Below are 25,676 nucleotides of genomic sequence, written 5' to 3'. Positions count from 1 at the left end.
GTCTTTGATCCTCATTAATCCACCTCAGAACTCCGTTAACGAGTCTTTGATCCTCGTGAATCCACCTCGGAACTCCGTTAACGAGTCTTTGATCCTCATTAATCCACCTCAGAACTCCGTTAACGAGTCTTTGATACTCGTTAATGAAGCTATAATCTCCATTCTTTTACCTGACTTTTCGCGTTATATGGAAAAGTCCACTAAAAACCTAACCCCCAACCCGTGGCGGGAAGGGGGAAAATTCAAAGTCTCTCTCCTTTTAGGAGAGAGATTTAGAGAGAGGTTTTCCAGATGCCGTGAAAAGTCAGATTCTTTTACGTCCTGCTTGTTGTCCCATGCCCCATGCCCTATCCCTCGATTTTATTTGTATCAATATTAAATTTACGGGCGATCGCTGCGATTATTTCTTGTTCGTGTGGTGTAGTCTTATTATCAAGCTGGGCAATTTTTTTACACTGAGCCAGCAAGGGTATGGCAAAATCACGATTTAGCTGATTGAGCAGTATATCTAAAGATTTAGGTGATTTGATATTTTGGGCAATGGCATCCAACGAGGTAGGACTGAGTTTTACAGCTTGTAATTCTGGCAAAATTTCTTCTAAAGTCTTGTCTGGATGACTAGCAAGGATCATGTGAACTAAGATTTGATCCATGACTGCTTCTTGAGCGATCGCACTTTCTAGATACTTTTCACTTTCGGCTTTTAATGTTGCTAATGTCTGTGGTGATGCTAAGGAAGTTGATTCATCCAGCTTGGTTTCATAAAATCGACAAGCAGCATAGCCCAATGAATAGATCATCGTTGCATTGGAACTAGCTGCAATCACTGCACCCGCCAAGGGCACATTTCGCAGCAAGCCTAACCCCGCAGCTTTCAACAAACGCCCTCCACCCAAAGCCAACCCAAAAATTGCTAAAATTTCACCTTTACGAGCAGGATCTTTTAAATCTAGCCCGTAGACAGATGCAATTTGATAAAGCATTTCTGACTGCAATTTCGTTGTGGCTGTTAAATCAATTGCCAACAATGCCACTGCTATTCCTGGCAAAATACTAGTGGTTAGTCCAACTGTGGCTGCTTTAGTTGATTTTTCCACCATGATTCGGTGAGCAAGCTGGCTGGGTGATTCATTTGGATACTGTTTTTTAAGCTTGTTTACCGCCGCTTCTGCTTGTTCTAAATTAACAAGGTTACTATCGTTAATCAGCCAATTGAGATTTAAGACTCCAGATAGTTTTCTAATCAGCCAATTTTCGCTCAGACGATTTACAACCTGACCGCTGGTTTGAGTTGTTTGCTCAATAAACTTGTGTGTTTCTTTTGCTGTCGCTTCTCCTACCTCGATTGCTGTGTCTAAAACTGCTTGGCCAGTCTCAGCAACAGTTTTAATCAAAGACTCTACTATAGACGGTTCATTTTCTACTGATGATTGAGTCTGGATTTTTACTTCTGAAGTTTCTCTGGATGAATTAACTAATTTATTCACCTCTATTTCTTGTAGTTTGTCTGCCATAGTTTGACACCATCTTGTAAAGCCTCTCTTTTTTGGTTGTAACGAAGTTTGAGGGGCTTTGACATCTCTCGATAAGTACAATTTGTCAGAGCAAATAAGAATGATTCTAAGCTTTAACTATAGACATAAGATGGATGACAGAGGTTATGATTTTACCACTGATAACCTAATGTCAACAACACTTTGCCTTCTAAAATAGTGAGTATTTCTGGAGTCAGAATGCCCAGTTTTATTTGCAATCTTGTTTTATCAATTACCCGCAATTGGTGGCAAAGAGCAACTGAATCCCGTTCTAATCCACCTTCACCACTTTGAATTAATAAACAGGTTGGCAAAGATGCACGACGCAAATTTGTTGTTAGAGGAATGGTGATGATGGTGGTGGAAAATTCGGCGACAATATTATCTTGAAAAAGAATAACTGGTCTTGTGTCTCCTTGTTCAGAACCCTTAGTAGGATCTAAATTGGCTAGCCATACTTCACCTCGTTGAACCCTCATTTTAAATCTTCTTGTGTAAGTAGTTCTGCATATTCATCTAATCCTGCCTCCGCTAGTTGACGATCTTCCTGGGCAAATTCACTGTAAAGAGCGGCCATTTGATTTTTATCTATTTGCCAGCTAATATTTCTGCTGCGAAATTTGAGGAAGGCAATAAAATCACTAACTTGTTTGAGTTGTTCTTCATTCAATTTGTCTAATTCCTGGCTGAGGAACTCTTTGAGAGCAATCATTTAAGAGTCTCCAAAAATATGTGTTTAAGCTTTTTAAAGATGCAAATCTTATTTGAAGGTGACGAGATATTAAATGTACTTTACTTTTCCTTCTTATCAAAGAAAGCAAAATCGAGGTTGTGAACTCTCTGAATTTATGTGTAGCACACTTTTTACTTATTAACTCTACCTGTATCAGCTTTACTTTCTAAAAAATCGTTATCTTTAAGAATTTCATAGAGATTAGTATCTTGCTCTAGCAAGCAAGCGTGTCCACAATGGGGCAACACTACAATCTTTTTATTTGGTAAGATGTTCCCTATCCGGTTGACTTCGCTTACAGAAGGCAAAAGGCGATCGCTAGCACCAGCAATCAACAAAACTGGTTGAGTTAAACGCCTTAACTGTTCCTCATCAACATGAAACTCTCGCAGTAAAGACAACCGCCAAAGAACGGTTTCTGACGGGACAGAACGCATCGTTTTTAGCAGATCGTGGCGATCGCTCCGAGAAATGCGTGACAAAGATGCTAAAAATGGCAACAAGCCTAATGCACCGACATCATACAATCCTGATGGCACTAGGTAAGTTAATTGGGATGCCCAACTTAACCAAGGGCGAAGCTGAAAGGACGAAGCTGGGTTAATTAGGATAATTCGCCTAAATAAATGGGGTGCTTGGATTGCCACTTTCATTGCCAAGCAACCACCAAAGGACTCACCGCACAGGTAAACTGGTCTTTGAGAGCTTTTTTCTAATTCAGCATCGATCAAGTCCAATACACTTTTAGTTAGGACATCCCAAGTGTTAAGGTCTTTCCGGGGGAGCGCCAAACAACGGACATCAAAGCCAGCTTCTAATCCAGCAGTTTGCGATCGCAATAGTTGACCAGTTCCATCCATTCCTGGCAAATATACCAAAAGTGGATACTCTGGCTGTACTCGTTTAGGAGTTAGAAAACAAGGATTTAGCTCAACTTCTGTGATAGTCATTGGTCATTAGTCATTAGTCATTGGTCAATGGTATAAAACTTTTGGACTGTCGATCGTTGCTTTCAAATAAAGTTCGGTGCTTCTTACCTAAAACAAACGTCCCTTTAGAGCAAGACATTGAAAGTCATAAGAACAATCCAAAATCCAAAATTGAATGGCTCTAATAGCAACCTTGACGCAGTAAATTGCTAATTTCGCCGTGACAGTGTTCTGTCAGTTCAGCCACAACAGTTCTGGCGTGTTTGCCATGATATTTTTTATGATGTTGGGGCGTAATCCAATAAGGACGACCGATTAACACCGCAACTCGACGATAAATTACCAAGGGATGCCAACCACTTTGCTTAAATAAAGGTTCTGAAGGGTCGAATACACTTAAAAGTCTTAATGGGAAGCCATTAGTGTTTACTTCTTCTAAGGAAGCGATCGCGATCGGCAAAATAGCTAAATCTTGCACATTCGCTCGTAATGCCAAATGGGCAAATCCGCGCTGAAACTCACCCACCTGGTTGGGCTGAGTAAATTTCACCATTGGTGCAGTCCCTTCTGGAAATACTCCCACCATCTGCTTGGACTGCAATAGCAATTGTGACTGCGAAAAAAAGCTTTGCTGGCGGTTTTGAGTTTCTTCCAAGGGAAAACACCCCAATTGACCGGTGACAATCTCCCGCATGACTGGAACTTGTCCCATGTAGTGATGGCAAGCAAAGCGAATCGGACTCGATAACGCCGCCATTAAAATCAGTGCATCCATAAAGCTGCGGTGATTGCTGACTACCAAGACGCTCGCATCCTGGGGAATGCGGTCTTCGTAATAGCGGAACATTTGCGTTGAGAATGCCGCCACCAAAGCGCGAGAAATCTCTAGGGGGCTATTTCCACTCATACCTAATCAATATATCTTCCAGTAAATATGGCAATTTGTCTTAATTTAATTTTTACATTTCTTTACTATCGCCATGACCGTCTTAAGATAGAAATATCTAATCTACAAGAGTAATTAGATTTTCTGCATTCTCAATTATGTATTCTTGAACACAAGAATATCTAATATAAACTATTCAAAAAAATTATGATTAGTTAGTTTCCATTTTTTAGGTAAAAATGAGTTTAATTGATGCGTATTAAAAAACGATTCTGGACTTGATAAACTTGCTAGTATGAAGATGTTATTGGAAAAAATGGTAATAATATTGTATAATTACCTGGTTTTGCCGATAAAAGGTAAGATGTAAAACGTTTTAATAAGTTAATTTTTATTTTGTATGAATCTAGTGAAAAAAAAAGAATTTACATTTGCGCTGACCACACCCCTATATTATGTAAACGATGTCCCTCATATAGGCAGTGCTTACACGACGATCGCAGCCGATGTAGTGGCGCGATTTCAGAGATTACTGGGACATCAAGTATTACTAATTACAGGTACAGATGAACATGGGCAAAAAATTCAGCGATCGGCAGAAAGTTTAGGGAAAGCGCCACAAGAATTTTGTGATGAAATTGTCCCTAGTTTCGTGAGTTTATGGCAATTATTAGATATTCAATACGATCGCTTTAGTCGGACTACTGCGCCTCATCATCAAGCGATCGTTAAAGAATTCTTTGAGCGAGTCTGGGAATCTGGTGACATTTACCAGGGACAACAACAAGGCTGGTACTGCGTATCCTGCGAAGAATTCAAAGAAGAACGGGATCTGCTAGAAGGACACCGTTGCCCAATTCATACTAACAAAGAAGTGGAGTGGCGAGACGAACAAAACTATTTTTTCCGCTTATCAAAATATCAAACTAAGCTGACAGAATTTTATCAATCTAAACCGGATTTTATTCAACCAGAAAGTCGGCGCAACGAAGTCCTCAGCTTTGTCAATCAAGGACTGCAAGACTTTTCCATTTCACGAGTGAATTTAGATTGGGGTTTTCCCGTACCAGTCGATCCCAAGCACACTCTCTATGTCTGGTTTGATGCGTTGCTAGGTTATGTCACAGCATTGCTAGAACCAGATACAGAACCGACTTTAGCAAATGCTTTAGAAACATGGTGGCCAATCAACTTGCATTTAATTGGTAAAGATATTCTGCGCTTTCATGCAGTTTACTGGCCAGCAATGCTGTTATCGGCTGGCTTACCCTTGCCAGAGAGAGTCTTTGGACATGGCTTTTTGACCAAAGATGGTCTCAAGATGGGCAAAAGTCTGGGTAATACCCTTGATCCTGTGGCATTAGTTAAGAGCTATGGTAGTGATGCCGTTCGTTATTACTTCCTTAAGGAAATCGAATTTGGCAAAGATGGAGATTTTAATGAAGTTAGGTTCATTAATGTTCTGAATGCAGATTTGGCAAATGATTTAGGTAATTTGCTCAATCGCACCATGAGCATGGTGAAAAAGTACTGTGCTGAGAATAATGTCCCATCAATCGGCAATGAAGGGATTCCTGACGAAAATCCTTTGAAAGCCATTGGTTTACGTCTAGGGGAACAGGTAAAACAAGCATACCAAGAGCTAGCTTTCAGTCAAGCCTGCGTGGTCATACTTTCACTGGCGCAAGCCAGTAATAAGTTTATTGATGAACAGGCTCCTTGGTCATTATATAAACAGGGACAGCAGGAATCGGTCGAAAAGGTTCTCTACGCAGTTCTAGAATCGGTTAGACTGGCAGCTTATCTGCTATCCCCAATTATTCCGAACATCAGTAGCGATATTTATCAGCAACTGGGCTTTGGAATAAACTTTAACGATCAAATACAAAGTTCAGTTAATGCTCCTTTTGCCACCCATGCTACATGGGGACTACTATCGAGCAAACAACAGTTGGGTAAACACCAACCTGTTTTTCAGCGAATAGAATCCCCGAAAAACGATTAGTCCTTATCAAACTCTGATTTTGTTCAATTTTTTTATTTTCTCACAAAATTTATCGTGGCTCAATTTAAATTAGCTGCGGAACATTATCATAAGCCGCTGTGACTAGCATCTAAAAGTTGGTAATTTGTATCAAAAATAACAGGGATAAAAATTGAGGTATCACAACAATGTTGAATAATTTGGAAAACGATTCAATATTTACGCCAGAACAAGTTTTGGAAAATCGGGGTAGGGTCGCCATATTTATTGATGGCTCAAATTTATTTTACGCGGCATTGCAACTAGGGATTGAAATCGATTACACGAAGCTATTATGTCGATTAACAGGAGGTTCTAGATTACTGCGTTCTTTTTTCTACACTGGTGTAGATCGGACAAACGAGAAGCAACAGGGGTTTCTGCTGTGGATGCGTCGCAATGGCTATCGAGTCATTGCTAAGGATTTAGTCCAGCTACCAGATGGCTCTAAAAAAGCTAACTTGGATGTAGAAATAGCAGTAGACATGATGGCACTTGTAGATTCTTATGATACCGCAGTTTTAGTTAGCGGTGATGGGGATTTGGCTTATGCAGTAAATTCAGTCAGCTATCGTGGCGTGCGGGTAGAAGTTGTCAGCTTGCGTTCGATGACCAGTGACAGCTTAATTAATGTAAGCGATCGCTACATTGATTTAGAAGCGATCAAAGAAGATATTCAAAAAACTCCTCGCCAAAGCTATCCATACCGGCCTTTATCTGGGATCGGTTTTTTGGAAGACCCCAGAAGTAGTGATGGACACCTAGAAATCCAAGAATAATGGCGTATCAATTTCATAAAAGAGGGAGATGGGGAAAGAGAAAAATGCAAGATTTCTCCTCCACTCCCTCCTTTCTTGTTTTACCTTTGACCTTTTTATTGGTATTTGCTTTAGTCGCCTGTGGGGGTAAATCACCTCCAGCTTCCCAACAAAATACTGCTGATTCATCTAACAAAGATAGCAATTTGACTTTCTTTGATGTCACCCTAGAACAAGCAGATGAAGTGGGAAGACCAATTTGGAAAGTCAGGGCTAAAACCGCAAAATACACCAAAGAAAAACAAATTGGTCAGGCTGAAAGTCCTTATGGTGAACTATATCAAGATGGCAAAATTGTTTACCAAATTAAGGCAGATGTAGCAGACATTGAACAAGATGGGAAGCAGTTGTTTCTAAAAGGTAAAATATTTGCCACAGATCCTAGTAATGGGATTGTGTTGCAAGGTAATGAATTAGAATGGCGTCCCAAAGAAGATTTGTTGATTGTTCGTAACAAGATTAACGGCAGCCATAAAAAACTACAAGCAGTAGCGCAGGAAGTACGAGTTAAAACCCGCGAACAACGGATGGAATTTTCTGGAGGAGTAGTAGCAAATTCTATCGATCCCCAGATGCAAGTGAGAACTGAACATTTAATCTGGAATATTAAAGAAGAAAAACTGATTGGCGATCGCCCTCTAGAAATTGACCGCTACAAAGATAATAAAATTAGCGATCGCGGTAAGGGTAATTCTGCCGAAGTCAACTTAAAAACAAAAATTGCCACTATCCAAAAGAATGCTCAACTAGACTTACTAGACCCACCAATGCAAATAGCTAGTAACTCTATGACCTGGAACATGAACGCAGAAACTGTAACTACAAACTCACCTACGCGAATGTTCCAGCGTGCTGAAAATGTCACAGTGACAGCCAATCAAGGTGAAATGAAAATACCGCAAAAAACCGTTTACTTAAAAGGTAACGTCAACGCCGTTGGTCAGCGTCGCCAGTCTCTAAGATCCAATACATTAACTTGGTATTTAGATAATAAGTTAGTTGAAGCTCAGGGAAATGTTGTTTACCGACAAATTGACCCACCATTAAATTTTGTGGGTGAAACAGCAGTTGGTAATCTGCAAACAGAAAATATTGTTGTCAAAGGTGGCAGTTCTAGCGGTAGGGTAGTAACGGAGATTATTCCCCAAGAAAGAGCCAATCGTCAGCAGTAAAGTTAGGGTGAATAGGATCTGCTTTCACTCGTAAGTTTTGGGTTGGTCGAGTACTAGACTAGGATCTTAGTAATACAAGCCTTTTGATAGCCCATGAATGGATCAAATCGATTAGGTAAAAAATCCTTGCCAACACCCCAGCAAGCAGAACATCCCCACTATCACGATACAGACCACGAGCATACAGATGGTACTCATGGGACTGGAGAGTTGGCTCATCCCCACATCCATAGCGAAGAGTCTTTACGGCGAATTGTCAATCGATTATCGCGTATAGAAGGACATGTTCGTGGTATTAAGGCAATGGTCGAGCAAAATAGCCCTTGTCCTGATGTTCTACTGCAAATTGCCGCAGTGCGGGGCGCATTAGATAAGGTAGCGCGAATTGTTTTGGATGAACATTTAACTGAGTGTATTGCTAGAGCCGCACAAGAGGGTAATATTGACGTTGAAATTAAACAGTTAAAAGCTGCTTTAGATCGATTTTTACCTTAAGAATGAGAAAAATAATCTAAATGCGTTCGCCAAATTAATAATTAATATAGTGCATCGTGACATTCACCCTGGCAACATCATATTGATAACTTGTAGATAACCTATTTTTATAGACTTGCCTTGTTTACTCCTAGAAAAAAAAAGTGAACGAGGTAAAAACTTTTTCCATAAGATAATATAGCGGTTATCGAATGGAAAATGCAGTTTGACTTCACTTCCATTCTTCTCTCCTAAAAGGAGAGAGGCTTTGAATCTTACTCCCCTTCCCTTATAAGGAAAGAACTGGCGGTTAGGTCTGTATTCCACTCAACTGATAACCGCTATATGCTGTAGGATTACGAAGTTTTTAGCTAAACTATGAGCGTAAAAAACTATCAGCTTAATTATTCTTTAACTAGCACTCTAGATAAACCACTAATTCTTTTTTTGCATGGCTTCATGGGTAATATTAATGAATTTGATGAAGCTATAAAATTACTATTTAACGAATTTTCCTATTTAACAATTGATCTCCCCGGACATGGAAAAACTCAAGTTTTGGGTGGGGACGAATACTATACAATGGCAAACACTGCTCATGCTTTAATCAACTTACTGGATGAGTTAGAAATTGCCAAATGCTTTTTAGTTGGTTATTCAATGGGTGGAAGATTGGCTTTATACCTAGCCTTGAATTTTCCAGAACGTTTTTATAAAGTTGTGCTAGAGTCAGCTTCCCCAGGTTTATCAACAGCAACAGAACGATTAGAACGGATTAAACTTGATACACAAATAGGTAGAAAATTAACAAGAACCTTTGAAAAAACTGATTTTATTGCTTTTCTATCAAATTGGTACAATCAGCCGATTTTTGGCGATATAAAAAATCATCCAGAATACGATCGCATGATTGAAAGTCGGTTGCAGAACAATTCACAGGAATTAGATAAATCATTGCGCTTTATGGGTACTGGATGTCAGCCTTCTTTATGGGAAAAACTACAATGCAGTACAATTCCCATGCTTTTACTAGTCGGTGAATACGATCAAAAATTTATATCTATTAATACAGAAATGGCTAAAATATGCGAATTTGTACAGCTAAAAATAATTAGCAATGCTGCACACAATATCCACTTTGAAAATCCTTTGGCATTTGTGGAAAATATCAAAAGTTTTTTATCCGCAGCAAGTTAAAAATTAGGATAACTTCACTACTTCTTTAGTGCCTTGCTAGAAGGAGTTGGAGATGGTGGCAAATTTGGGGCTGTTGGTTGTTTAGCTGCGGTTAATTCCTCTTGCAACATTTTCTGATAAACTTTAGGCAAAGAGCTACTAACAGAATTAGTTTCTATACCATATCCCAGACTTGTCCAAGTGGGAGAGAGTCGCCGCAAAACATCATTTAATTTTCCCTGACGCAACAGTTGCGAAATATTAGTTCCCCAAACTTTAGAATCATTTAACCAACGGTAAACTACTACATCTTGATATTCTGCTTCAAAACTATAAGTAGTCCAAAACATCATTCGCATCGGCTTTGGGTGATAAAGAGGAGCTAAACGATACCAAGTAATGTTGATAATTTGATATCTGCCAGCAGCGGTAGAACAATTTCCTGTATTAGGGCCTGTGACAATTGTGACGCATATCTCAGGATGTCGGCTAAGGTCGTTGACTTGCTGTCCCCCATACAACAGCGAATAGGGGCGGTTTCCACTAGCCTCACTTGCCGAGATAGTTCGCATTAAAGCGCGGATATAAGGGTCGCCCTCTTTCATCACCAAAGGCGGCTGTTTATTTTCAAAGATGGGATCGGGAGGCGATCGCAAGTCTCCAATATACCATTGCAACAAATACACAAAGCCGAGAAGCGCGGCTATTGGGCCAATAAGTTTTTCAACACCTTTGAATTCAAAGCCTTTCAGAGTCTGACTCCTTCAAATTCACTCTTTTTGCTAACAAAAATCACCGACGAACTAATTCGAGTAAAGTTCACACCTGATTGTTAGTTATTATTTCCGATTTGCTCATTTTTTGAGAAATTAGCAAAAAAGAGTATAAATACAGGAGTTTGTAAGTAACTGAGGTACAAAATGCCGGACTGACGCATCAAATATAAAGAGTTTCTACCTCCTGCCTTAAAATCCGTAGCTTTGTACTTCATCTAAAAGAAAACTACTGTAAGTATAACAACCGAGAGACTCGCAAAAATCTCGAATAAGTATAAAGTCAATTGATTATAGTAGCATCTGCTCTCAGTAATAATTGCTTCTTTGCTCAAATCGGGCGATAGGTCGATACAATCTCATTGCGAAGGTTTTGATTTAATTTGACACCAATGCCCAACTGCGATCCCCAATAAAAAGTCTGTATTACGACCGATTGAGAACTGCGAACCGTGAGATTGAGTATTTAATGATACTAATTTTAAAAAGAATGCGACAGATACATAGGGACATACCTTTGTTCTGTCTGGCTTTCTTAGAGCTAATTTGTGAAATCAAGTAAAGTACTTGTCTAATAAGGGTTTCAATAATTTAAATCAATCCAGATTTATTCGCTGAAATTCAGACCTAGTAATGAGTTGAGTACCCTTAAAATTTTCTTTACGAATCAGCTCTTAATTTTGAATTGGTATGAGTCTGTTCCTGTAGCCCCACATCATTTTTGTATTTTAAGATACCAAGAATTTCCTGAAGACACTGGAGATAACAAATGTTACTGTGGGCTAGTTGAAAACCAAGAGGCAGATTAGCCTTTATCAATATTGAATCTGCTTTGTGTTTTTACACAATAGTCATAGTCATGGGCACAATATTCAAGTAGCTTGAAATATGAAAATCACTCATATTCACCACCAGTTTGAAAAACTATGGTTAACCGTTTTACTTCCGTGAGTACTGCTCTCACACTTAAGGTAGTTGGAATAATCTGCATTTTGTCGTTTTTCGTTGACTTTTTGATTCTGTTGTTACCCTTTCAACCCACCGATCGGGTATGGCAAATCAATTTGGGAACAGCGCTTGTCGATCGCGGAATTGTCCCTCTAGTCGGTTTGGGGCTTTTGTTTGCTGCCTATTGGATTGAGAATGCCGATCCAGCAAGCGATCGCCCCCAGGGTATCGACTTAAGATTTCCCGCCGCGATTATCTCCAGTATTTTAGGGTTGATGTTCTTGCTGATTTTTCCCCTGCACTTAAATAACGTCAATCAAGCCAAGACTCAAACACTCAACCGAATCACCCAGGAAGCAGATCAGGCAGAAACTCAACTAAACACTCGATTATCGCAATTGCAAGCACAACTGAATACCGATCAAGGAAAAGCGCAACTAGACCAACTGCGAAACCAAACCAAAGCTCAATTTAGTGAAATCCTCAAAGATGACCAAAAATATAAGCAAGCAATTGAAAGCCCTCAAATTCCCGCAAATATCAAAGAGTTACTGAAGAAGGCTAAAACAAATCCCCAAGTACTTGACAAAGCTATCGAACAACAAACAGATGTTCAAACACTGCAAACTCAACAATTGAGCCAAGTTCGCCAGCGCCGAGACGAAGCACTGCAACAGGCTAAAGATACTGCTTGGAAGTCTGGGCTGCGGATTGGTATTAGCAGTTTGCTATTGTCCATTGGTTACATTATCATCGGCTGGACAAGCTTAAGAGGTAGGGGTGCTGTACAAGGTGGTAAACCTAGAACTGCCGCACGCTAATCCACTATTGGCATGGCAGTAGGGAGTATCCAAAAATTATTGACGGCTGATACTGCCATGCGCCTAATAGCTAATAACAATAAAAAGACAACGATCGCTGAGTAAAATCGCTATAAAACTTGAGTAATGTTCTCAATTTACATACTGACATATAACGAAGAACTAGATATTGCTGCTTGTATCGAATCGGCGATGTTATCAGATGACATCATTGTTATGGATTCATGCAGTAGCGATCGCACTGTGGAAATCGCCAGTCGCTATCCCATCCGCGTTGTCCAACACGCTTTTGAAAGCCACGGACGCCAACGTACCTGGATGTTAGAGTCTATCCCCCCGAAGCATCAATGGGTTTACATTCTCGAAGCTGACGAGCGCATGACACCAGAATTGTTTGCAGAATGTGAAAAGGCAAGTCATAATCCAGACTATATCGGTTACTACGTGGCTGAACGCGTCATGTTCATGAATCGTTGGATTCGCTACAGCACACAGTATCCGCGTTACCAAATGCGACTCTTCCGCCACGGGAAAGTCTGGTTTACAGACTACGGTCATACCGAGCGAGAAGTTTGTGAGGGTGCAACTAGCTTTTTAAAAGAAACATACCCACACTACACTTGTAGCAAAGGTTTGAGCCGCTGGATTGACAAGCACAACCGTTATTCTACGGATGAAGCTCAAGAAACATTGTATCAGCTAGAACAGGGTAAAGTTAACTGGCAAGATTTATTCTTTGGTAAATCGGAAGTCGAAAGACGGCGTGCTCTGAAAGATTTGTCTTTGCGTTTGCCTGCTAGACCGTTGCTCCGGTTTGTATATATGTATTTTATCTTAGGCGGATGCTTAGATGGACGCGCCGGAGTCGCTTGGTGTACATTGCAGGCATTCTATGAATACCTGATTTTGCTCAAAGTCTGGGAAATGAAATATCTACCAAAACCTAATTTAGATACAACAGCGATTTTGGTAAAAGAGAGTACACAACAGGTGCAGTGTGCGGATTCTGAAACTACACAGGTTGATGCGGCGTGAACAGGGCTGAAAATCCTTTTGATTTCCAGTAAAATCAGCGATCGCAAAATCATATGGTGCACAGATGTGCTACACAGATCCTTGACTTCGTAAAAGTTGTCAGGGATCTTGTTTTTTATGAATCAAGACTAGATAAAAGGCAATACAGTTCAGTTGGACTTTGGAACCAGAGTTTTACCCTTAGAGGGTGTTTGAAAAGTCCTCTTGTTGGTATCAAAAGTTTTAGATCCCTCTAAATCCCCCTTCAAAAGGGGGACTTTGATTCCGGTTCCCCCCTTTTTAAGGGGGGTTAGGGGGGATCTAAAAGTGCCTAAAGTCACAGCGAACCACTTTTCAAACAACCTCTTAACTGAACCGTATTGAGATAAAAGGGACTTCCAAATAAAAAACATCCCAAATTTTCTAGTGGGATGGGTGTCCTCATCTGTATTCAGGGCAAGCAGAATACTTACCCCACAAGATGGATAATTTATTTCTTAGAAATCCTTAACAAATTAATATTTTTAATAGAACATTTTCATAAAAGCCGCTCCTGTTCAAAAGTGAGTGACTGAACAGATAAACTAATAAATTATTTTATCCAGTAGTACTTGCACAATCATCAGCAGCTTTTGATTAAGCGCGGTACATTAATAATATCTAAGAACTTGCAACAATCATTTACAAGTCTTATAAAGAAAAGTAATATCCTCTAAGAATAAACAGTTGCGATCGGATTGGTGAATGTCTATGTGTATGCTTATAGGAAAATAGCTAATTTCCAGCAGCAGGTACGTGTTTTTGCGACAGCAAGCAACTTGCTAGCGTTTTAGACAGTTGCTTGCGGCAAAAACTGCCAAAGTTAAAGCCTTCGGAATTTGACGAATCTGCTGGTATGGATACGAATAACAAAAGTTCCTCTAGCTTAAAACAGGAGAATCGGGGCTTGGTAATCGATCGCCTAAAACAGGACTTAAAAAACGACCTGATTGCTGGTTTATTGGTAGTAATTCCCCTAGCAACCACTATCTGGCTGACAATTACCATTGCGACTTGGGTAATCAACTTCCTCACCCAAATTCCTAAACAATTGAATCCCTTTGATGGGTTAAACCCAGTTTTAGTAAATATACTTAATTTATTAGTAGGATTGGCTGTACCCCTACTAAGTATATTGTTGATGGGATTGATGGCTCGGAATATAGCTGGGCGCTGGTTGTTAGATTTTGGTGAGCGATTATTACAGGCAATTCCTTTAGCAGGACAGGTATACAAAACTCTCAAACAGCTTTTAGAAACGATACTAAAAGATTCTAATGGCAAGTTTCGCCGAGTAATTTTGGTAGAGTATCCCCGCCGAGGAATTTGGGCGATCGCTTTTGTGACTGGTGTAATCAGCAGTGATATCCAAGCCCAGATATCTCGCCCAATGCTAAGTGTTTTTATCCCCACCACCCCAAATCCGACTACCGGATGGTACGCAGTTGTTCCTGAAGACGAGGTGGTGAACCTCTCAATGTCGATTGAAGACGCCTTTAAAATAGTTGTTTCTGGTGGCATTGTCGCCCCTAATACGCCTTTTGTTTTCCCTCAAGAATCCACACTGGAAGTGAAACACGACGAAATCAAGCAGTAGGTTATTCCCGTTGAAGAAACTTAAAATCAATCTGGCATAGTCACAAGCAAATGCGTAATGTTGTTGTTTGAGTGTGCCAAAATTGATATAATTATAAGTTTGTTTTGCCTAGTTAATTCAGTTCTTGCACAATCACCCCTCAGTTTTATGCAACCTCGTAAACCCCAGCAAATTGCTCGTGAATTGGCGCTTTTAAGCCTTAGCCAATTGCCAGTCAACCCAAAGAAATTAGATAAATTAGAAGACGATCAACTAGTATCCAAGTTGGTGCTAGGAGCAGTACGTACTCTGACCTCAGAAGTACAAGATACCCTCGATAATGCCGCAGGTGAACTGCAACGCAGTAACGATCGCCTCTTAAGCAGCCAAACTCGGGCCTCCGACCTCAATACTGCCAGAACAATGCTTCAAGAAGCGATCGCCTGCACCCAGACAGCAATTAATCAGTTGGGTACAGCAGTTGATTTCCCAGTATTGATTCAATTAGCTAATCAGGACAAGGGAGTTCGGAATTACGCTAAAGAGCTTGTAATCACCGTCAACGAAAATCGACACATTATAGATGAACTCATTTCTGCAGCCTTAGTAGATTGGCAAGTAACTCGTCTCGCCCAAATTGACCGCGATATCTTGCAAATCGCCGTGGCAGAAATGAAGTTCTTAGGAGTTCCAGACAGTATCGCCATCAACGAAGCTGTGGAGCTAGCCAAACGCTACAGTGGAGACGATGGTCATCGGTTTATTAATGGTGTTTTGCGCCGAGTCACTGAGCAGAAAAAAACTGCGTAGTACTGCCGCGGAATTCATAATTTCTTTACTGCCGTGGAAAAAAATCTGTAGCCCCTTCTGCGGCTTCCTCCAAGCGGAACCTCTTCCAAGGGAGATGCTGCGCAAACAGAGGAAACCTTTTATTGTAACGATTTTCTTTAAACTGGCGTTGAAAGGTGAGGATAACCCGGAAGTTTTCACCCCAAGAAAAAGTACAAAGTTAAATTAAACTCATAATTTATAACTTATAACTCATATAACTAATACTGCTGCAATGGTTTTTAATTGGTTCCGTCGTCAACATAACGATTCCTCTAACACTCCCTCCGATCAGAAACAGGAAGAAACTCCTCCTGCAAAAGAACCCCAACCAAAGCCAGCCGAAACCTCCACACCAACTGCTGAAACTACACCAGACACAACGGCAGATTTATTGGCATTTGCGAAAGCTGCCTACAAAAATATTCAGCAAAAACAGCAAGTCGAGGTAGTAGAAACCCTACCCGATCCAGCAGATACCTTAGCACCATCAATAGAACCTGAAACCGCAGAAACGGCAACTGCGGAAATAACCGAACCAGAAGCTACTAATACAACCGTAGAAACAGCACAGCCAGAAGTTATCCAAGCTGCTAGTGAGGAAGAAATTACAGAAGATTCTTCAGTGGCAGCAATTGCTGAACAGCCTGATGTTTCCACCACAGAACTCACGGCAAGCGAAGTTGAACCAACACCTAGCGAACCACTAGCTACGCCAGAAGCAACACAGCCAACAGCACCAGCTAACTTATCCTTTTTAGAACGGGCGGCGGCAGAACGGCAAGCCAAGCTAGAACAACTAATAGCCACCGCCATTGAAGTTCCAGAACCGGAGGTAGTACAGCCAGTAGCTACAACCTCAGAAACACAAGAGGAAATTCCCGGATTGGTTTTTGATGATGGGTTTGTCTGGTCAGCGAAAGTTCTAGCAGCTCAAGGTAGGAGTGCAGAAGACGTTTCTATTGAAGAAATTACCTGGCTGAAAAAGCTCCGGCAAGGGTTAGACAAAACTCGTCGTAGTATTCTCAATCAACTGAAGGCGATCGTTGGTCAAGGGCCGCTAAACTCTGCTGCTGTGACGGAAATTGAAGCATTGCTTTTGCAAGCTGATGTGGGTGTAGAAGCGACAGACTTTATTATCAATGCCTTACAGACAAAACTGCGAGAAGAAGTTACCGCACCTGAAGAAGCGATCGCTTTCCTAAAAAAAATCCTCCGGGATATGCTGGATGCACCGAGCAAAACATCCCAGAAAACTACCTTTACGCCAGAAAAAGAAACCTTGAATATTTGGTTAATCACTGGGGTAAATGGTGCCGGTAAAACCACTACCATCGGTAAAATTGCCCACTTGGGACAAAAATCTGGCTATAAATGCTTGATTGGCGCAGCAGACACCTTCCGCGCCGCCGCAGTGGAACAAGTAAAGGTTTGGGGTAGTAGAAGTGGCGTGGATGTAATTGCCAATCCGGGAAAAAATACAGATCCGGCAGCAGTTGTATTTGATGCGATCGCAGCCGCCCAAGCGCGTCAAACCGAATTACTTCTGGTAGATACAGCTGGGCGACTGCAAAACAAGAAAAATTTAATGGACGAACTCGGTAAAATCCGGCGAATTATCGACAAAAAAGCCCCAGATGCCAAAGTAGAATCTCTTTTGGTTCTAGATGCCACTTTAGGTCAAAATGGACTACGGCAAGCTGAAGTTTTTTCCCAAGCTGCCCAACTCAGTGGTGTTGTCTTAACCAAGCTAGATGGTACTGCCAAAGGCGGCGTTGCCCTTGCCGTTGTACAGCAGCTAGGTTTACCCATTCGCTTTATTGGTGCTGGCGAAGGAATTGAAGACCTACGCCCCTTTTCGAGCTATGAGTTTGTCGAAGCTCTTTTGAGTGGTTAATTGAAAAATTTCGAGTTAAAAATTTTTCTTACCAAACTTAGGACTTACGCAATATTGTATTATTCTTCTCTGGGAGACACTGCGCGTTGGCGTCAGCCTCTGACAGAGAAGGAGGTTCGATCAATTAAGCTTTTTAGCTATTTTTGCGTAAGTCTTAAAACTGATAAATTTAGGGATGACTGGTGTTGGCTATGGCGACTTACTCGTGCAACGTCTATCGAGGGGTTGGAATTATGATGGTTAAATGAAAAGACTCTTTCTGACTTTTGACTTAAAGTTCTTAGAAGATATTTCTTCTATTTTTAGTGTCATCTCTTCTATTCATATCTTACACTTACCAAATGACTCACCCCTAGAATAAATTACAGGCTAATGGTTTAACTCTGTTACCTTTGACTAAGAAGATAGAGTTACTTCACTTTTATCCAGTTTTGATGGATTTAAATTTTGCGTATTCAGCAACTCAAAATTTACAAAACGAGAAATTAAAAATGGAAAAGCTCAATCTTGGCGATTATCCGAGCATTTATGGTGTACAAATTAAGTATTTGAAAACTTATTAACATATACTCAGGTTTGGGAACGAGTGTAGTTCTGTTTTTGAGCAAATCAAGCTCGATTTGAGCGCTTATAGAGGTTTTTACTCAAAAGACTTCTAGTCTTCTAGCTAGTTGCTTCTGCCCAAAAAGTCCCTCTGAGAGCGTTATAAATTATTCTTTGAATAAAGTATTTTTATGACTTTAGAGATATGCTTTGGTAATTAAGTTATGGAAAAATGAAAAATTTTCTGATATATCAGCGAAACTAGTAATTTTTACGGGTAAAATTTGGACTAAAAATACATGATTTGAAATAACTAATATTCCATCAAAAATACAATAAGCAAATAAAATACTTATAAAATTTGCCTGTTACGTCTTTATACTCTTGCTAAAATGGCAAGTCTTGTCTAAATATGGTTTAGCAATGCCAAAGCCAAAAGATTTATAAATCATCTAAAATCTGCCAATATAAAGTGCAATAATACCCGTGCCTGTGTCTCAACTGCCCTCTCAACCCACTGATAATAGTAGTAGTGCCGCGACGGATGTCACACCAGTCGTGGCACTCAAAGAACTCGTGGCAAGGTTGCACCGGGAACAGAACAAAATTCAAGATTTGCTAAGTTCTTTAGGATTTGCCCTGAGAAGTTTCAATAATTTGAATCAGTTTTTAGAACTGATTCCGCTGATGGCAACAAGAGTGACAGATGCAGACGGTAGCGCCCTGTTTCTCTACAAACCTAATGGTCAAGTCAGGTTAGAACAGTTACATTGGCAAGATAGTGGCCAGCGCAAGAATATCCGCAAAGCGCTAGAAATAGCCAGTAGTCAAATCACGCTTTTACCCAATACTGCACCTCTAGCGAATGCCACGGGGATTTTGGATGACCAGATGCATCGCTATTTGGGGCCAGATGTGCAAATCTTTGGTACGGCGATTCTGGTAAAGCATACAGAACGGGGATGGCTCTATGTCTTGAGCCGCGATCCAGAATATAGTTGGACAGAAACCAGGCAAAAGTTAGTTAGGTTAGTGGCAGACCAAACAGCAGTAGCGATCGAAAACGATGAACTAGCTGTAGAACTAAGAAAAAAAGAACGCTTAGACCAAGAATTAGAAATTGGCGCAGAAATTCAACGGCGACTTCTACCACGTCAATGCCCTACAATTCCTGGTGCAGTCCTAGCTGCACGCTGTAAACCTGCCAATCGCGTCGGCGGAGACTACTACGACTTTATTGCTACCAATCATAATAAGATTCAGCCCAAGATCAAAGGTGGCAGCGAAACTAGTCGCTGGGGTTTAGTTATTGGAGATGTCATGGGCAAAGGTGTCCCCGCTGGACTGATTATGACGATGATGCGGGGAATGCTACGGGGAGAAGTCTTACATGGTAATTCCCCAGCCGGAATTCTACAAAACTTAAATAGAGTTATGTATGCGGATTTGGAAAATTCCCACCGCTTTGTAACACTATTTTACTCAGAATATAACCCCTACAGCCGAATTCTGTCTTATAGCAATGCGGCACACAATCCTCCTTTATGGTGGCACGCAGCTACAAAAACTGTCACCCGTTTAGATACTTTGGGAATGTTAATCGGTTTGGATGCTAACAGCCAATATGAAGATGCCCAGGCACAGCTAGAGCCTGGAGATACAATTATTTACTATACAGATGGCTTAACTGATGCCGCTGCTGCTGGTGGCGATCGCTTCGATGAAGACAATTTTGTTACTAGCTTCAATACTGCTTGTAAATACTGCAATGGGCCAGAGGAGATTGTAGATTACCTATTTGACCAAGTTCAGCAATTCATCGGTGCTGATAAACAAAACACTGATGATATGACACTAGTTGTTCTGCAAATCTTATAATCATTGGCTATTTATACTCGATCGAGTCCATTAGTCAATGCTTGAGTTTATGGTGACAGAGGATTCACCACAGTGATTACACTAAATTTAATTTTTTATTTATTTTTCTTTGAATTTTCGTGGCGACCGCCCAAATGGTTGCACATCAACCTTTTTTGGGAACTTGTTTGTATTTAGCCTTTAGGATAATACATAAAAAATGATCGTTAGAATACTTTTCTGTTCAATTAAAAACTATATATTTTGCACATCTAGCACAGTAGGAAACGCCAAGGGGGAGAGCAGGTAAAAGGTAAAATGTACAAGGTAAAAAGTAAAAGGTAAATTTACTTCTTCATTTTTGCTTTCTTTCTATCCTTGTGACGCAAGCATTTAGTCTGCTCCCTTTTGGCGTTTTAATTTTTCTTTCTCCGCCGTAGCAAGTTCACAACAGCTACGACGGAGTTTTGCTTTCTTTGTTTCTTCGTCCTAAATTTGGTTTTTTAAACTTCCTTGCTATTTCAGCGAATAAGCTTCATTTAATAATTTGTCAAGATATTTCTAGAAAATATTTTCGATGAAGAATTTAGATTGCTATTCTTGCGCCCCAGCTTTTTGCAGACTCCGCACCACATTTTTATAACCATTAAATTCTGCAATCATCAAAGCAGTATAACCGCCACGGTTTTTCAAATTCACATCTGCCCCAGCTTGGAGTAATAACTGCACAATTTCGCCATAACCTCCTGAAGCCGCCCACATCAATGATGTGGCCCTCGCTGAGTCTTGAAAATTCACATCTGCCCCCTTTGCCAGCAGCAAATGTACGATCTCTTTGTGTTGGCGTTCGGTTGCCTTGATCAAAGCAGTTTTGCCATCATCCCCTGAAATATTGACATCAGCACCATAGTCTAACAACACTTGCACCGTTTGGGTGTGTCCTTGTGATGCAGCCAACGTCAAAGGTACTTCACCAAGACTTTTCCCATTTATATCTCCGCCAGAACGTACCAGTGCCTCGACAATTTGGCTATGTCCCTGCAATGCTGCTACAAGCAGTGGTGTATCGCCCAGGTGGTTGCTAATTTGGACATCTGCACCCCTGTCAAGTAATATTTGCACCACATCAATGTAGCCTTCCACAACGGCAAGGTGTAAGGCAGTTTCACCATCTCGATCTTGAAGATTAATCTGGGCACCTCCATCTAGTAAAGCTGCTGCGATCGCACTGTGTCCAGCCGCTGCTGCTGCCGATAGGGCTGTTCCACCATCAGCGTTTTTCACATTCACATCAGCCCCTGCTGCTAGCAGTGCTTCCACAATCTTTATATGTCCCAAATCTGCCGCTAGCATTAAAAGTGTCTCACCCTCCTCATCTGGGATATTGACATCGATACCAGTTTGGAGAATTGCTTGTAAAACTTCTATTTTTCCCTGCTTAACGGCAAGTTTCAACGCCGTATCATTATCTTTATCAACAATATTAACTTCGGCACCAGCAGCCAATAAAACTTGCACTACATCGATATAACCTTTGAGGACTGCTGCCATTAATGCTGTACTGCCATCTTCATTAGTGGCATTGACATCTGCACCTTTAGATAGTAAAAGTTGCAAAATGTCAAGCTGTTTGGCACTAGCCGCCAACATCAAAGCTGTTAAACCATAGAGTTTTCTGGGCAAGTTGATATTTGCCCCAGCATCGAGCAGCGATCGCACAATTTCGGTGTAGCCTAAATTGGCAGCAAACATTAACGCCGTGGTACCTTGGCGATCGCACGCGTCCACCCTTGCACCAGCAGCCAGTAGCGCACACAGCCCCTTAATATCACCACTTTTAGCAGCTTTGAGCAGCAAAGTATCGTTGTTTTCAGTCATGGATGAGATCCCACACAAGGGGTTTTGTTCGTCTACCCTCAAAATTTAGTCTGAGATTGTTTATCCACTTTGGCAAGAGGGTGAAGGAAAATAGTCAGGGACGTGCGGAAGTCTCTTTTAATTTGTGCAACATTAAGCACAGAAAATAGAGTTATGCTAATTTTTATAAATATTTAATAATTAATTAGGCGAGAACACGATGAGTCTGGAACTTTCTACGTCGGTGAAATATTGGCTGAACTTCTTCCACCCGGTGCTCATGTGGGCGCTATTAGTACTCTCAATTTATGCTGCCTATTTGGGACTGCAATTACAGCGTACCAGAAATGCTCAAGGGGAAGAAAAGAAAGAACTGATTAAAGGTAAATATAACGTCAGACACTACCAAATCGGTTCTATACTCCTAGGTTTGATGGTAGCAGGTGCGATCGGAGGGATGGCTGTCACTTACATCAATAATGGTAAGTTGTTTGTCGGGCCTCACCTGCTGGCAGGACTTGGTATGACAAGTCTAATTGCATTTTCTGCTGCTTTGTCCCCTTATATGCAGAAAGGGGCAAATTGGGCGCGTGCAACTCACATTTTAATAAATTTCACTCTTTTGGGACTTTTTGCTTGGCAGGCTGTTACTGGGGTGCAAATTGTCCAAAGAATTCTCACTAAAGCATAGTCCTTTGCCATTTGTCCTTTGTCATTTGTCATTAGTAGATGATAAATGACAAAGGATTGTTGACTCAGCGCTTTTGTTTAGAATTCCCAGGAAATGGTATTTCTAAAGATTTATGAAAATCTTCCTGAACTTTGCGAGTTAAGCGGCGGGAGACTTGGCGGACAATTTGGTTAAGTAAGCGATCGCCTGTAGATTGAATTATAGATTTGGGTAATCGCTGAATAAACCGGGGAAAGTGAAGATAAACTATCAAATCCAATTCCCATTCAACTCTTGTAACCTTACCAATGCTAGTGGAAACATCGGTTTCTTTTAACTCTAGAGATGCGCGATAGTCTACGTCATAACCAGGCGGTTGGTAGTCAGGAATGGGGATTGTACGGATGCGGTAAATACCCTCCTCTGGGGGCAACAATTCCAAACCTATTTTTGGTTCTACTTCATAACCGAAAGAACCAAAACGACCAATTGTTAAAGCATAGCCATTTTCCCCAAGTGATTGTACGTTCATGGGTTCAGCGCAGCGCGCAAACCATGAGGCGTGAGAATTGAGATACTCAGCAACCTTCTCTACTGGGGCAGCCATTTCCATACAATCTTGATAACGACCGTAAAATTTTGTCAACGTCGCTACATTTGGTTCTGTTAATGTGTCCTCGGCTTCTTGGCTGGACGCTACAGGTAAAACTGCTTCTGTTATTTCCCAGGATTTATATTCGCCTTTTCTTGAAAGCATAAATGCATTACTGTATATTTTGGCGTTAGTCTATATTAATGATTCCCCACACACCTGGGTCATTTCGCATTCAGATCCTATTTTGACCGAAACCTCATGAATCTGCGAGTAACTCCATAGAATTACTAAAATAAAGAACTGAACAAGCACACAATAGTTTCCCAGGATAGCATTTATCATGAAAGCATTTGTAGCAGGGGCAACAGGTGAAACAGGTCGCCGGATTGTGCAAGAATTAATCGCGCGGAATATTCCCGTCCGAGCCTTGGTGCGGGATATAGAGAAAGCTAGGGGTATTCTGTCTCCTGAAACCGAATTAGTGTTAGGCGATGTGTTACAACCAGAAAGTTTAAGTGCTGCCTTGGGAGATAGCACAGTTCTATTGGTTGCGACTGGGGCAAAACCTAGCTTTGACCCCACTGGCCCCTATAAAGTGGATTTTGAAGGGACTAAAAATTTAGTAGATGCTGCTAAAGCAAAGGGAATTGAGCATTTTATCTTAGTTTCTTCTTTGTGTACTTCTCGGCTTTTCCATCCGCTGAACTTGTTTTGGCTAATTTTGTTGTGGAAAAAACAAGCTGAAGAGTATATTCAAAAAAGTGGTCTTACTTATACGATTGTCCGACCTGGTGGGTTGAAGAATGAAGATAACTCCGACCGCATCGTGATGCAGAGTGCAGATACGCTGTTTGATGGTAGTATCCCCAGGCAGAAAGTTGCACAAGTTGCTGTTGAAGCGCTGTTTGAAGCAGATGCACGCAATAAAATTGTCGAAATTGTTGCCAAACCTGAAGCAGCTTCAAAAAGCTTTAAGGAGCTATTTCAGCAGTGCTGATATTTCACATGATTTTATTGCTTCTGTCTACTTAATTCTCATCCCCAAGATAATCGGCTCACATCTTTATGGAAAAGTGATTCTTATGGCTGTGCCTACGCACTTTTTCAATTCGCCTCTTGATTTTACTCCTTAAAGCGATCGCTCCATCTCCCCTGCAAGGGCTTGTTCCCAAATTGGCAGATCCTCCAGTCGGTCAACATCAGCTAAGGGCAACAAGTCCGCGTATGATAAATTAAGTTTCTGGGCAATATCCACGGTTTTCTGGAATACTTGAGCAGTTCCCCACTCGATGTTAACGAATAACTCCGGGATGGGTTGGCGCAAACCAATTAAGTAATATCCACCATCGAGCGCAGGGCCAAGTACGAGGTCAAAGGCGTGTAACTTCTCAAAGGCTGTTGCTAAAATCTGGGCATTCACTCCAGGACAATCTGTACCAATGATAATTACTTTTTCTGCACCAGATTGAAAAGCATCAAAAAGCGATCGCGCCATCCGCAAACCTAGATCCCCTTCTCCTTGAGACTGGTAAATCAAATCCAACCCCAGCCAATCTTGCATAAGTTGCAAATCGCCGCCTGCAAACCGCACTTCTACAAATATGTCAATGGCCTTTTGCAATTCTTGAACCTGAAATATTGTATGCTCAGTCATTTTCCGTTGAAGATTGGCAGCACCAACATTTCCCAAAGCAGGTATCAATCGGGTTTTTGTCCTACCTGGTTCTGGATAGCGGGTGAAAATAATCAGGTGCTGTTTTGGGCTTGCTGGTAAGTTCAGCACAAAATACCTTGTTTAATTGAATAAAAAATATCTTAAACCACATCTATATTGAGAACCATAGTTTTAAAAGTAGTGGGAGCATGTTGCTACCTGCTGGTATTATTGGGCAAGATGCCCGCACTGCTCCAGGTTTCAAAATCGACGAGATTTAATAGCAATAATTGCCGTTATCGGCTCTAGTATGTTCTTTTGCCGTTCGCATTGTCCCTAAAAGCGTTGAAACAATAACACAACGTTTAGCTTTACCACCAGATTTACTCGATAACGTAATCCTTCCTAAATCTTTAGCATTACCTTTGTAGTCAAATGGAACTTTTTGTATACTACTTAGTGACGGTTGGAAGTTTGTCTCAGAATCAAGGCGTATATTAGCATCTAAGTTATTCCAGTTAGCGTTAGATGGATTTACTGTAGCAGGATGAACTGCCCATTGAACGATATTGTTTTGTTCACGAAAGCTCGCTTGCCAAGTCAATTTTTCCTTGGTGGCTTGCCTTTGGGCTTGACGCATAGCGTAGTAAACCTCGTTTTGAGCAGTGTTGAGGCGGCGAGTATCCATAAAAGCTAGCCAATTAGCTATTCCCAGTGTAGTCAATATACCTATTAATACAACAACAATTAACATCTCTGGTAAGGTAAAACCACTGTTAGAGTGCTTATTTTTAAAGAGTTTTTTTGCATAAGCTAAAGATGGTAGATGCACCAGGCTATCCATTTTTTCTTTTGGTC

Annotated in this window: 23 protein-coding genes; 13 read left to right on the top strand and 10 right to left on the bottom strand. The window is 40.9% G+C overall.

All coding sequences use genetic code 11. From position 1 onward, the window contains the following. Positions 1–347 precede the first annotated feature (347 nt). The 5 genes from RMZ42_RS02230 to RMZ42_RS02210 all read right to left on the bottom strand — a co-directional run bounded on the left by RMZ42_RS02230 (position 348) and on the right by RMZ42_RS02210 (position 4,104). Positions 348–1,514: an EcsC family protein gene (locus RMZ42_RS02230; protein ID WP_322669847.1), complete on the bottom strand. Its 1,167-nt coding sequence runs from the start codon at positions 1,512–1,514 to the stop codon at positions 348–350. A 152-nt stretch (positions 1,515–1,666) separates the two neighbouring features. Beyond that, positions 1,667–2,014 carry a type II toxin-antitoxin system PemK/MazF family toxin gene (locus RMZ42_RS02225; RefSeq protein WP_322669846.1) on the bottom strand — a complete coding sequence of 116 codons (348 nt, stop codon included), beginning with the start codon at positions 2,012–2,014 and terminating at the stop codon, positions 1,667–1,669. Then, positions 2,011–2,247, bottom strand: coding sequence for a hypothetical protein (locus tag RMZ42_RS02220; protein ID WP_322669845.1), 237 nt, complete (start codon positions 2,245–2,247; stop codon positions 2,011–2,013). Before RMZ42_RS02220 ends, RMZ42_RS02225 begins: the two co-directional genes overlap by 4 nt. A gap of 152 nt (positions 2,248–2,399) precedes the next feature. Then, entirely contained in the window at positions 2,400–3,218 is an 819-nt protein-coding gene (locus RMZ42_RS02215; protein WP_322669844.1) for an alpha/beta hydrolase, read from the bottom strand. 160 nt (positions 3,219–3,378) lie between these two features. Further along, positions 3,379–4,104, bottom strand: a complete 726-nt coding sequence (locus RMZ42_RS02210; protein WP_322669843.1) for a 1-acyl-sn-glycerol-3-phosphate acyltransferase — start codon at positions 4,102–4,104, stop codon at positions 3,379–3,381. A gap of 379 nt (positions 4,105–4,483) precedes the next feature. Between RMZ42_RS02210 and metG the strand changes: the two genes are divergently transcribed. The 5 genes from metG to menH all read left to right on the top strand — a co-directional run bounded on the left by metG (position 4,484) and on the right by menH (position 9,767). Beyond that, positions 4,484–6,088: a methionine--tRNA ligase gene (gene metG, locus RMZ42_RS02205; RefSeq protein WP_322669842.1), complete on the top strand. Its 1,605-nt coding sequence runs from the start codon at positions 4,484–4,486 to the stop codon at positions 6,086–6,088. Positions 6,089–6,255: 167 nt separating this feature from the next. After that, positions 6,256–6,885, top strand: coding sequence for an NYN domain-containing protein (locus tag RMZ42_RS02200; RefSeq protein WP_069072029.1), 630 nt, complete (start codon positions 6,256–6,258; stop codon positions 6,883–6,885). Positions 6,886–6,929: 44 nt separating this feature from the next. Beyond that, the gene (gene lptC / locus RMZ42_RS02195; RefSeq protein WP_322669841.1) at positions 6,930–8,096 is read left to right on the top strand and encodes an LPS export ABC transporter periplasmic protein LptC; all 1,167 of its coding nucleotides are present in this window, start codon (positions 6,930–6,932) and stop codon (positions 8,094–8,096) included. 93 nt (positions 8,097–8,189) lie between these two features. Next, positions 8,190–8,591, top strand: a complete 402-nt coding sequence (locus tag RMZ42_RS02190; protein WP_322669840.1) for a metal-sensing transcriptional repressor — start codon at positions 8,190–8,192, stop codon at positions 8,589–8,591. Between the two features lie 357 nt (positions 8,592–8,948). Beyond that, complete coding sequence (gene menH / locus RMZ42_RS02185) at positions 8,949–9,767, top strand: 2-succinyl-6-hydroxy-2,4-cyclohexadiene-1-carboxylate synthase (RefSeq protein ID WP_322669839.1); 819 nt, start codon at positions 8,949–8,951, stop codon at positions 9,765–9,767. A 17-nt stretch (positions 9,768–9,784) separates the two neighbouring features. Here the strand turns inward: menH and RMZ42_RS02180 are convergent, their stop codons facing one another. Next, entirely contained in the window at positions 9,785–10,432 is a 648-nt protein-coding gene (locus RMZ42_RS02180) for a glycoside hydrolase family protein (RefSeq protein WP_322669838.1), read from the bottom strand. Between the two features lie 1,013 nt (positions 10,433–11,445). Here RMZ42_RS02180 and RMZ42_RS02175 point away from each other — a divergent pair. The 6 genes from RMZ42_RS02175 to RMZ42_RS02150 all read left to right on the top strand — a co-directional run bounded on the left by RMZ42_RS02175 (position 11,446) and on the right by RMZ42_RS02150 (position 20,063). After that, entirely contained in the window at positions 11,446–12,288 is an 843-nt protein-coding gene (locus RMZ42_RS02175) for an HpsJ family protein (protein ID WP_322669837.1), read from the top strand. A gap of 126 nt (positions 12,289–12,414) precedes the next feature. Then, the gene (locus tag RMZ42_RS02170) at positions 12,415–13,323 is read left to right on the top strand and encodes a glycosyltransferase family 2 protein (RefSeq protein WP_322669836.1); all 909 of its coding nucleotides are present in this window, start codon (positions 12,415–12,417) and stop codon (positions 13,321–13,323) included. Positions 13,324–14,197: 874 nt separating this feature from the next. Beyond that, on the top strand, positions 14,198–14,938 hold the full coding sequence (locus tag RMZ42_RS02165; protein WP_322669835.1) for a DUF502 domain-containing protein: 741 nt from the start codon (positions 14,198–14,200) through the stop codon (positions 14,936–14,938). Between the two features lie 147 nt (positions 14,939–15,085). Next, positions 15,086–15,727, top strand: coding sequence for a transcription antitermination factor NusB (nusB, locus tag RMZ42_RS02160; RefSeq protein WP_292787087.1), 642 nt, complete (start codon positions 15,086–15,088; stop codon positions 15,725–15,727). A 253-nt stretch (positions 15,728–15,980) separates the two neighbouring features. Continuing rightward, positions 15,981–17,642 carry a signal recognition particle-docking protein FtsY gene (gene ftsY / locus RMZ42_RS02155; RefSeq protein WP_322669834.1) on the top strand — a complete coding sequence of 554 codons (1,662 nt, stop codon included), beginning with the start codon at positions 15,981–15,983 and terminating at the stop codon, positions 17,640–17,642. A 1,029-nt stretch (positions 17,643–18,671) separates the two neighbouring features. Next, positions 18,672–20,063: a PP2C family protein-serine/threonine phosphatase gene (locus RMZ42_RS02150; protein ID WP_322669833.1), complete on the top strand. Its 1,392-nt coding sequence runs from the start codon at positions 18,672–18,674 to the stop codon at positions 20,061–20,063. 573 nt (positions 20,064–20,636) lie between these two features. Here RMZ42_RS02150 and RMZ42_RS02145 read toward each other — a convergent pair. Beyond that, positions 20,637–21,920 (bottom strand): ankyrin repeat domain-containing protein, encoded by a 1,284-nt coding sequence (locus RMZ42_RS02145; RefSeq protein ID WP_322669832.1) that lies wholly within the window; start codon positions 21,918–21,920, stop codon positions 20,637–20,639. Positions 21,921–22,119: 199 nt separating this feature from the next. Between RMZ42_RS02145 and RMZ42_RS02140 the strand changes: the two genes are divergently transcribed. Then, positions 22,120–22,590: a DUF4079 domain-containing protein gene (locus RMZ42_RS02140; RefSeq protein WP_322669831.1), complete on the top strand. Its 471-nt coding sequence runs from the start codon at positions 22,120–22,122 to the stop codon at positions 22,588–22,590. A gap of 64 nt (positions 22,591–22,654) precedes the next feature. Here RMZ42_RS02140 and RMZ42_RS02135 read toward each other — a convergent pair whose 3' ends face one another. Next, the gene (locus RMZ42_RS02135; protein WP_322669830.1) at positions 22,655–23,326 is read right to left on the bottom strand and encodes a DUF1997 domain-containing protein; all 672 of its coding nucleotides are present in this window, start codon (positions 23,324–23,326) and stop codon (positions 22,655–22,657) included. A 178-nt stretch (positions 23,327–23,504) separates the two neighbouring features. Here RMZ42_RS02135 and RMZ42_RS02130 point away from each other — a divergent pair, with 178 nt between their 5' ends. Continuing rightward, positions 23,505–24,161, top strand: coding sequence for an NAD(P)H-binding protein (locus tag RMZ42_RS02130; RefSeq protein ID WP_322669829.1), 657 nt, complete (start codon positions 23,505–23,507; stop codon positions 24,159–24,161). 132 nt (positions 24,162–24,293) lie between these two features. Here RMZ42_RS02130 and RMZ42_RS02125 read toward each other — a convergent pair whose 3' ends face one another. Both RMZ42_RS02125 and RMZ42_RS02120 read right to left on the bottom strand, forming a co-directional pair. Beyond that, entirely contained in the window at positions 24,294–24,947 is a 654-nt protein-coding gene (locus tag RMZ42_RS02125) for a TIGR04282 family arsenosugar biosynthesis glycosyltransferase (protein WP_322669828.1), read from the bottom strand. A 148-nt stretch (positions 24,948–25,095) separates the two neighbouring features. Continuing rightward, positions 25,096–25,662, bottom strand: coding sequence for a type II secretion system protein (locus RMZ42_RS02120; protein WP_322669827.1), 567 nt, complete (start codon positions 25,660–25,662; stop codon positions 25,096–25,098). Between the last annotated feature and the right edge of the window lie 14 nt (positions 25,663–25,676).

This window comes from Nostoc sp. DedQUE05, assembly GCF_034530955.1.
Lineage (GTDB): Bacteria > Cyanobacteriota > Cyanobacteriia > Cyanobacteriales > Nostocaceae > Nostoc.
The sequence above is the reverse complement of the archived record's forward strand: the minus strand, read 5'-3'. Positions and strand labels throughout refer to the sequence as shown.